At 47.7% G+C, this 3,182-nt stretch carries 5 protein-coding genes; all 5 read right to left on the bottom strand.

What is annotated here, in order from left to right:
• Positions 1-983, bottom strand: a 983-nt coding sequence (gene ilvC, locus H5U02_14855) for a ketol-acid reductoisomerase (protein ID MBC7343700.1), incomplete at its 3' end; no start/stop codon positions are given.
• 43 nt (positions 984-1,026) lie between these two features.
• The gene (locus H5U02_14850; GenBank protein ID MBC7343699.1) at positions 1,027-1,473 is read right to left on the bottom strand and encodes a hypothetical protein; all 447 of its coding nucleotides are present in this window, start codon (positions 1,471-1,473) and stop codon (positions 1,027-1,029) included.
• 94 nt (positions 1,474-1,567) lie between these two features.
• Positions 1,568-2,332 (bottom strand): rRNA pseudouridine synthase, encoded by a 765-nt coding sequence (locus H5U02_14845; GenBank protein ID MBC7343698.1) that lies wholly within the window; start codon positions 2,330-2,332, stop codon positions 1,568-1,570.
• Positions 2,333-2,370: 38 nt separating this feature from the next.
• Complete coding sequence (locus H5U02_14840; GenBank protein ID MBC7343697.1) at positions 2,371-2,856, bottom strand: spore maturation protein; 486 nt, start codon at positions 2,854-2,856, stop codon at positions 2,371-2,373.
• 56 nt (positions 2,857-2,912) lie between these two features.
• The coding region (locus tag H5U02_14835) for a spore maturation protein (GenBank protein MBC7343696.1) at positions 2,913-3,182 on the bottom strand (270 nt) is incomplete at its 5' end.

Genomic DNA, 3,182 nt, shown 5'->3' with positions numbered 1-3,182 from the left:
AGCCATGTCATCATATTTCTCAGTTCTGCTCCCACTTTTTCAATCAAGTGTTCTTTATCCTTATTGTTTAAGGCATTAAAGACAGGTCGGTTGGCTTTGTTTTCTAAAATCCATTCACGGGCAAATTCTCCCGACTGGATTTCCCCCAGTATCTCTTTCATAGTATACTTTACGCCTTCGTCAATGATCCGGGGACCACGGGTCATGTCGCCATATTGAGCAGTATCGCTGATGGAGTATCGCATTAATCCGAGTCCGCCTTCATATACCAAGTCCACAATCAGCTTCATCTCATGTAAACATTCAAAATAAGCTATTTCTGGCTGATAACCTGCCTCGACCAAGGTTTCAAAGCCAGCCTTTATTAATGAAGTCAAGCCTCCGCACAAAACTGCTTGCTCACCAAACAAATCAGTTTCGGTTTCTTCCTTAAAGGTAGTTTCAATTACTCCTGCCCTAGTACAGCCAATTCCTTTAGCGTAGGCCAAGGCTAGTTCCTTGGCTTGGCCGGAATAATCTTGGTAGATAGCTACCAATCCAGGTACCCCTGCACCTTGAACAAACATTCGTCGTTCCAGGTGACCAGGACTCTTGGGGGCTACCATAAACACGTCGATGTCAGGTGGAGGCACGATTTGCCCAAAGTGAATATTAAAACCGTGCGAGAAACCTAATGCCTTCCCTTCCGACAGGTGAGGTGCCACTTCGGTGCGGTAGACCTCAGCCTGTACCTCATCGGGCAGCAAAACTTGAATTACCTGCGCCTGGGCGGCCGCTTCAGCCACAACAGTGACTTTAAGACCATCCTTTTCTGCCTGCGCCCAAGATTTGCTGCCAGATCGGAGGCCGACTATGACTTCCAACCCACTGTCACGCAAGTTCTGTGCTTGAGCATGCCCCTGGCTGCCATAGCCAAGGACGGCGATCTTCTTGCCCTTTAGTCTGCCTAAATCTGCATCATTGTCGTAATATACGCGCGCCATAGAACATCCTCCTACTTTTTTGGTGTGTATTTATTTACGAGCATCAACGATTGGCCCACTTGCGCTCTAAAGAACGGTGATACTTGCGTAGTTCTTCGCTGATTCTGAACAGCAGCCGCTCCATGTCACCTCGATCTAGAGCTAGGGTCTGCGGTTCTATCACTTCTACTTTACGGAACTCTTCCTGCATAATTAGCTGAAGAACGTTTTCTATATTCTCAGCAGTTACTGTCAGAATTATGGGGGCATAAGCAACCTGTTCTCCGGAACTGTCATCAATAACCGCATAAACCTCGGCGTTCGCGTCGATATCATTAACTGCCACTCCCTGCATAGGCACATTCCTAAAAAAAGAGACCTTTTGTTCCCGGATCTCTTCGGCAGAATCGGTTATATTCTTTCCTCCAAAAAGGCGGCGCCCTCCCCGCCCGTTTCCTCGGTAATCAAGCCTTATCTTAAGGGTAATTTTCTCCCTCTTGGACCCATCCATCTGAAATCACCACCCTACCCCTACCAGTACGGCCACAAAGTGTTACTGTCGAATTTTCGCTGCTGGTGCTAGAATTCCTGCTAGCAACTTATTGTCAGAAACTAGAGCTAGGTTTTGGAGGGGGAGGCAGATGACCGGATGCGGTTCGTACCAGGTTTTTGAGCTTTAAGATCTCTAGGCTAGTAAGTGGACGATAGTGACCCACTGGAAGCTTTCCTAGCAAAATGCCTGCAAATTCGATCCGTTTCAGCTTGAGAACTGGATGCTCCACAGAAGCACACATGCGCCGTATTTCACGTTTCCGGCCTTCGTGGATGGTAATTTCTAGCCAAGAGTACGTAGGCGTACGCTTAAGAATTGTTACCCGAGCTGGAGCGGTTTTGCCATCTTCAAGTTCTACCCCGGCCCTTAATTTGGCTGCATCCTCATCACCGAAAAAACCTTTTACTAACACTCTGTAGGTTTTTTTCACCTTAAATCTTGGATGGGTAAGATAATAAGCAAGCTGTCCATCATTGGTTAGCAGCAATAAACCTTCACTATTATAATCTAGCCGGCCTATTGGAAATATCCTAGTCGCAATCGGCGGAAGCAAGTCCATAACCGTGGCTCTACCCTGGGGATCTTTAAGGCTGGTGATATAGCCCACCGGCTTGTTGAGGGCGTAATATACCTTCTTAGGTGAAACAATTATCCTTTTCCCTGATACAGTGATTATGTCGGTCCTCGGGTCAACCTTAGCCCCCAAAGTAGTAACAACTTGGCCATTGACCTGTACTTTTCCAGTCAATATTAGTTCTTCAGCCTTTCGGCGGGAAGTAACTCCTGCTTGAGCAATAGCCTTCTGTAACCGCATCAAATGACTACCCATCGCTTTTAAATTCCTTTAAATATAAATCAGTGGAACAGGTAATTAATGATGAATAGCGAAGCCAGCAGCCCAGTTATGTCTGCTATGAGCCCTAACCATACCGCATGTCGGTACCGCTGGATGCCCACTGATCCAAAGTATACAGTTAAAACATAAAAAGTTGTATCGGTACTCCCTTGCATGGTAGAAGCAAGCCTGCCAATGAAAGAGTCCGGACCAAAAGTATTGATTAGATCTGCAGCCAGGCCAAGACACGCCCCGCCTGACAAAGGTCGCATCATCGCCAGAGGTAGTACTTCTGGGGGCATCCCAATTCGCCCAGCTACAGGACCTATCAGTTGCGAAAACAGCTCCATGGCGCCTGAGGCTCGGAAGATATTGATGGCAACCAACATTCCTACCATAAAGGGAATGATCTTCACGGCAGTCGAGAAGCCTTCCTGTGCCCCTTGCACAAAAGCCTCATACACTTTAACTTGGCGGATTAAGCCCCAGGCCGGAATGAAAAACATTAGCGCAGGCAATGCCCACCGAGAAAGGATAGCAATTACTTGTTCCAATAGGGTAGCTACCCCCTCAGCCTTCGCAGGCGCCGCCAGATGATATCAGCCGTTAAGGCAGCAACCATACCGCAACTGGTGGCAAAGATGGTTGGCCCCACAATCTCTGTGGGATTAATACTCCCGGCAGCAACTCGAATGCCTATGATGGTTGCCGGCAAGAGAGTAACGCACGAGGTATTGATGGCAAGAAAAGTGCACATCGCATCGCTGGCTTCGTCTTTGGATGGATTCAACTTTTGTAGCTCTTGCATTGCCTTGAGTCCAAAGGGGGTAGC

It is taken from the genome of Clostridia bacterium (assembly GCA_014360065.1).
Classification (GTDB): Bacteria; Bacillota; DSM-521; order Neomoorellales; family JACIYF01; genus JACIYF01.
Note: the sequence above shows the minus strand (reverse complement) of the source record. Positions and strands in the feature narration are given on the sequence as shown.